Raw genomic sequence first — 5448 nt, forward strand, 5'->3', positions numbered from 1 at the left:
CAGCTGCTTGATAGCTTCCCGCCACTGGGTCACCAGCAGCATCTTCTTCTCATCATTGATGCAGATGGCTGCTGCCGCCGGGCGGTGTTCCACTAACTCTCTGGAGGCGGTTTTCCCGTTTGGCAGCATCACCGTTTCAACATGCAGGTTGATGAAGCCGCCGTGGAAAGCCTCCTTCGTTGAAATTTCAGTTTCCTTTAAATCCATATGTCATTCCTTTGCTTAGTCTCTGGCCAAGTAAACATTGACGCATTGCAGGCCGTGTTTACCTTGGGCTAGCTGGTAGCTAACCCGCTGACCGACTTCAAGCCTCTTATAGCCCTCCTCCTTGATGGCAGTATAAAAGACAAAATATGATTTGTGATTTTGATCGTCTTCGATAAAGCCGAAACTTGCTTTTTCGGCAAATTGTTTTACAGTTCCAGTCCGCATTAGTCTTCCAAGCCTTCTTCAAGAGCTTCCGGATGATCTGCGGCAACAATGGCTGCACAGCGGCCGCACAGTTGCGGCAGGCGGGCATCAGCGCCAATGTCGGTCCGGTACATCCGGCAGCGTGGGCAGACTTCGCCTTCAGCCCGGCGCACTACCACGCTGGAGTGGTCAAGCTTTTGCGCGTCAGCTGGAACTTCGCCCTGGCCGAAGACCAGGTTGGAGACGATCAGGATCTCCCGGAAGTCTTCACCGGCCAGCTTGTCCAGGGCAGCCTTGACTTCAGCGGACGGGTAGACAGTCACGCTGGCTTCGAAAGACTTCCCGATCAGCTTTTGATCCCGGGCTGCTTCCAGAGCCTTCAAGACGTCGTCGCGCAGTTTCATGAACTCGCCCCAGTTTTCCTTCAATTCGTCGGCATCGGCGTAGTCTTCGATTTCCGGGAAGTTGGACAGGTAGACGTCGTCTTCGTTTTCCTTCAAGTAGCCCCAGACTTCGCCCATGGTGTGCGGCAGAATCGGCGCCAAAATCTTGGCCAGCTTGACAGCGGCGTCATAGATCACCGTCTGCATTGACCGGCGGGCGTGGCTGTCCTTGCCTTCAATGTAAAGCACATCCTTGGCAAAGTCCAGGTAGAAGGCGGACAGGTCATTGGTGATGAACTTGAAGACCAGCTTGTAGACGTCAGCGAAGTCGTACTTGTTGTAGTTGACGATGCTTTCGGCAACCAGGTCGTTCAGCTTGACTTCCAGGTATTGGTCGATCTTGCGCAGGTCCTTGTAGGCTACCCGGTCCTTGGCCGGATCAAAGTCTAACGTGTTGGCCAGCATGTAGCGGAAGGTGTTTCTGATCTTCCGGTAGCCTTCAGCAACCTGGCGCAGGATGTCCATGGAAACGCCGACGTCGCCGGAAGCGTCAACTGAAGCAACCCAGAGGCGGATGATTTCTGCCCCCATCTGCTTGATGACGTCGTTAGGCGAGATGGTGTTGCCCAAAGACTTGGACATCTTCCGCCCCTGCCCGTCCAAAGTGAAGCCTTGTGACAGGACTGACTTGTAAGGAGCCACGCCGTTGGTGGCAACGCTGGTGATCAAGCTTGAGTTGAACCAGCCGCGGTATTGGTCGCTGCCTTCCAGGTACATGGAAGTCGGGTAGTGAACGTCCCGGCCCAGGGCTTGTACCCCGCTCCAGGATGACCCTGAGTCAAACCAAACGTCCAGGATGTCGGTTTCCTTGGTAAACTTGCCGTTTGGCGAGTGTTCTGAAGTGAAGCCTTCTGGCAGAAGTTCTTCAACCGGGTGGGTAAACCAGGCGTTGGAGCCTTCCTTGGCAAAAAGCTGAGCCACGTGTTCGATCGTTTCCGGAGTGACGATGGCCGTGCCGTCTTCAGCGTAGAAAATCGGCAGCGGAACGCCCCAGGCTCTTTGCCGGGAAATTACCCAGTCGCCCCGGTCCTTGATCATGTTGTAAAGACGGGTCTTGCCCCAGGACGGGTAGAAGGTCGTCTTTTCGATCTGGTCCAGAATCTGGTCTCTGAACTTGGAAATTGAGGCAAACCATTGCGTCGTTGCCCGGTAGACAACCGGCTTCTTGGTCCGCCAGTCGTGAGCGGCGGAGTGCACGAAGGTGCTGTAGCTCAGCAGGTTGCCGGCAGCAGCCAGCTTGTCTCTGACGATTTCGTTGGTGTCGGTGTAGAACTTGCCCACCAGGTCCGGGTCAGGGATTTCTTCAGTGAAGCAGCCCTTGTTGTCCATTGGCGAAAGTACGTCAAAGCCGTAGCGCATGGTGGTGTTGTAGTCGTCTTCACCAAAGCCGGAAGCCGTGTGCACCAGGCCGGTACCATCATCGGCAGTAACGTAGACAGCTTCCATCAAAAGGCTTTCGCGGCCTTCGATGTAAGGGTGCTTGGCCACCATGTATTCCAGGTCAGACCCCTTGAGGTGCTGTACGGTCTTGTAGTCGCTCCAGCCCAGAATTTCAGCAACCGCGCTCAAGCGTTCAGTGCCAACGACATAGCGCCGGTCACCGACTTCAACGACGGAGTAGTCAAACTTCGGGTTGACGGCAATCCCTTGGTTGGACGGGATCGTCCATGGGGTGGTCGTCCAGATCAGGAAGTAGGTGTTTTCTTCGCTCAGCTTGCCCTTGCCGTCTTTGACCGGGAAGGAAATGTAGATTGAAGGTGATTCCACGTCATGGTATTCAACTTCTGCTTCAGCCAGAGTTGATTCACTGGACCAGGACCAGTAGACCGGCTTCTTGCCTTGGTAGATGTAGCCGTTCTCGTACATCTTGCCGAAGACCCGGATTTCCGCAGCTTCAAATTCTGGCAGCAGGGTGATGTATGGGTGGTCCCAGTCACCCATGACGCCCAGGCGCTTAAAGTCAGTCCGCTGCTTGTCAACCTGTTCCATGGCGAACTTCCGGCACAATTCCCGGTAAGCTGCCCGGTCCATGGTCTTGCGGTCAACGCCCTGCTTGGTCAGCTGCTGTTCAATTGGCAGGCCGTGGGTATCCCAGCCAGGAGTGTACGGAGCGTAGAAGCCTTCCATGTTCTTGCTCCGAATGATGATATCCTTGGTGATCTTGTTCAAGGCGTGACCCATGTGGATGTTGCCGTTGGCAAATGGAGGGCCGTCGTGGAGGTCGAATCTTTCATGGCCTTCGTTGAGCTTCAAGCGTCTTTCGTAAAACTTCTGGTCTTCCCAGTTCTTTTCCCACTCTGCTTCTCTCTTGGGAAGATTGCCCCGCATCGGGAACTTGGTCTTGCCAAGGTTCAGCGTATCTTTAACCCGCATATTGAAATCCTTTCGCTAAAACAAAAAGTCTCGTCCTAAAATAGGACGAGACAATCGTGGTACCACCTAAATTGAGCCCGGTCAAGGGCCCCGCTTGTGCCGGCTTATCGTGCCGGTGGCCGATCAGACCAATCGGCAGCTGATCGCTCGCCGGCTTATGTTAATCTTTCACCATCATTAACTCGCTAAGGTCGCCTTGAAGCAGGACTGTCAGTCTGATTTATTAGTCAAAATTATATAAAAGATAAGAAAGCGATGAAAGATGCTTTCTATCTACAGTAAAAGAGTTTAAGGCATTGACCGGGACTTTGTCAAATATTATTTCCGTTTTGCCGGCCAAAAACGGCATTCCAGCTTCAGCCGCCCCTTGCGGCTCGGCTGAACAGACAACAGGCGCAGGCGGCCAAAGTGCCGCAGGCTGAGCAGGTCGCCTGGCTGCAGGATCTTTTCGGCCTTGCTCTCCTTGTGCCAGTTCAGCCGCACCTCACCGGCTTCCAGCGCGGTCTTGAGCTGGCTGCGCGACCGGTGCGTCACGGCTGCCAGCACCGCGTCCAGGCGCAAGGAAGCTGCCACTGCCGACACGGTCTGGGAATTGTCTTCCACTTCCAGCAGCTCTTTCAAGGGCTTTTTCTCCAAACGGACCTTGACGGGCCCGATCCGGTCGATCTGGCTTTCAAAAAAGTTGCTCAATTCTTTTTCAGCAAAAAACTGCCAGCGGCCCTGGCCGTCGGTGACGATGTCGCCGAAAGTCGCCAGCTGGACGCCGGAGTTGGCCAGGCTGCCCAGGATCTGGCTGTGGCGCAGGCTGGCAAATTTTTGCGGATAGACGATCTCAAAGAGCTCCAGCTGGTAGTCGTCTGGGCGCAGGTTCTCCCAGTCCAGGCTGAGGTAGAGGCGCTGCTTTTCCGCTTCCTCATAGCCGCCAAAAGACTGCAGCAGGGCCTCCCCGCCGGCGATCGCTTCCATGATCTGCCTTTCCCGCGGATCCAGGAAGTCCGTCAGGATAGGCTGGCCTGTAAAAAGCAGCCGATTAAAAAGACCAACAAAATGGTCAATTGTTGGTCTTTCTTCAATTGCAAAATGTGGGTAGAAACTGCTGGCCTGTCTTTTGGACATCATAGAAAAATCCTTTCCAGAATGTTAAACAGCCAGCCCAAAGCAACGCTTTGGACAAAATAGATCACAAACAGGGCGATCATCGGCGAGATGTCAATGCCCGTCGCGTAGATCAAGCGCAGGATCGGCCCCTGTCTGAACAAGTTGACAAAGGGATTGACGATCCGGTCGATCCAGCGGCCGACAGCTGATTCATTGATCGCCGGAATCCAGGACATGAAGGCATCGATAATGATCAAGAGGCTGTAAGCTTCACAGATGAAGTAGAGCAGCCGGTACAAAAATGTCAAAAAAGTCAGCATTAGCCCAAAGTATCTTTCTTGTCAAGCAGTTCGGTAATCTTGCCGTCAGTTTCGAACTTCGGCGGCGTAGCCAGGAAGATCTTGTCGCCAACGCGCTGGATTTCGCCGTTAAGGGCGTAAACCGTGCCGGTGATGAAGTCAACCACCCGGCGGGCTGAAGCATCGTCCATCCGGCTGAAATTGATGATGATCGCCTTCTGGTTGAGCAGGTTCTGGGCTACTTCCTTAGCGTCGGAGTAAACCCGCGGTTCATAAAGGACGATCTTGCTTGGGCCGGCACTGGCCTGGCCGGCCTTGATCGAAACCACGTTGTCCCGGCTGTTGACCGGGCGGTATGAACTTTCCATTTCTTCCTCTTCTTCGTATTGTTCGTCGTAGCGGTCTCTGTCTTGGTAAGAATCAGAATCGCCAAAGCCAAAAAAGTCTTTAAGTTTGTTAGTGTTCATTTACTCTGCCTCCTTAACGGTCCCGGCGGTGCTTGAAAAACGGGATTTCGTCATCATCGTCGTCATCATAGTCAGTGGTGATGTCGATTTGCGAAATCGTGCTGCTTGGGTCGGCATCCAGGGCCGGCTCGCTTTCTTCAGCTTGCCGCTTCTGCTCTTCCGGATTCTGTCTTCTTGAGTAGTCATCGTCATTCAGGCCCCAGACGCTGGTCGGGTCCATCATGGCCGGCTTCTCTTCCTTGACCGGGCTGGCCGGTTGTTCCTGCACTGGCTCAGCAGCCGGCTTCTCCGGAGCAGCTTCAGCTGCCGGGGCTGCTGCTTCCTGGTTCAGAATCTTTGGTGCTGCCGGCTTCTCCC

At 54.3% G+C, this 5448-nt stretch carries 6 protein-coding genes and 1 pseudogene; all 7 read right to left on the reverse strand.

Annotation, left to right across the window (positions count from 1 at the left end; translation table 11 throughout):
- Positions 1-207, reverse strand: a 207-nt coding sequence (locus lacNas_RS12130) for an NUDIX hydrolase (RefSeq protein ID WP_507762793.1), incomplete at its 3' end; no start/stop codon positions are given.
- 15 nt (positions 208-222) lie between these two features.
- Positions 223-432, reverse strand: coding sequence for a cold-shock protein (locus lacNas_RS12135; protein ID WP_201331543.1), 210 nt, complete (start codon positions 430-432; stop codon positions 223-225).
- On the reverse strand, positions 432-3227 hold the full coding sequence (gene ileS, locus lacNas_RS12140; protein ID WP_201331544.1) for an isoleucine--tRNA ligase: 2796 nt from the start codon (positions 3225-3227) through the stop codon (positions 432-434). The genes lacNas_RS12135 and ileS overlap by 1 nt, the downstream gene beginning before the upstream one ends.
- Before the next feature lie 318 nt (positions 3228-3545).
- Positions 3546-4343: a YlmH family RNA-binding protein gene (locus lacNas_RS12145; RefSeq protein WP_201331545.1), complete on the reverse strand. Its 798-nt coding sequence runs from the start codon at positions 4341-4343 to the stop codon at positions 3546-3548.
- Complete coding sequence (locus tag lacNas_RS12150; protein WP_201331546.1) at positions 4343-4645, reverse strand: YggT family protein; 303 nt, start codon at positions 4643-4645, stop codon at positions 4343-4345. Before lacNas_RS12150 ends, lacNas_RS12145 begins: the two co-directional genes overlap by 1 nt.
- A complete protein-coding gene (locus tag lacNas_RS12155) occupies positions 4645-5091 on the reverse strand; it encodes a cell division protein SepF (RefSeq protein ID WP_201331547.1) in 447 nt (148 codons plus the stop codon). The genes lacNas_RS12150 and lacNas_RS12155 overlap by 1 nt, the downstream gene beginning before the upstream one ends.
- A 13-nt stretch (positions 5092-5104) precedes the next feature.
- Positions 5105-5448: pseudogene (locus lacNas_RS12160) on the reverse strand (cell division protein FtsZ); the annotation flags it as partial.

Origin of the sequence: Lactobacillus nasalidis (assembly GCF_016587775.1) — a bacterium.
GTDB lineage: Bacteria > Bacillota > Bacilli > Lactobacillales > Lactobacillaceae > Lactobacillus > Lactobacillus nasalidis.

Bases quoted from the DNA above. Each gene is read 5' to 3' on its own strand.
- lacNas_RS12145 (WP_201331545.1), bottom strand. From the start codon at position 4,343: ATGTCCAAAAGACAGGCCAGCAGTTTCTACCCACATTTTGCAATTGAA.
- lacNas_RS12155 (WP_201331547.1), bottom strand. From the start codon at position 5,091: ATGAACACTAACAAACTTAAAGACTTTTTTGGCTTTGGCGATTCTGAT.
- lacNas_RS12135 (WP_201331543.1), bottom strand. From the start codon at position 432: ATGCGGACTGGAACTGTAAAACAATTTGCCGAAAAAGCAAGTTTCGGC.
- ileS (WP_201331544.1), bottom strand. From the start codon at position 3,227: ATGCGGGTTAAAGATACGCTGAACCTTGGCAAGACCAAGTTCCCGATG.
- lacNas_RS12150 (WP_201331546.1), bottom strand. From the start codon at position 4,645: ATGCTGACTTTTTTGACATTTTTGTACCGGCTGCTCTACTTCATCTGT.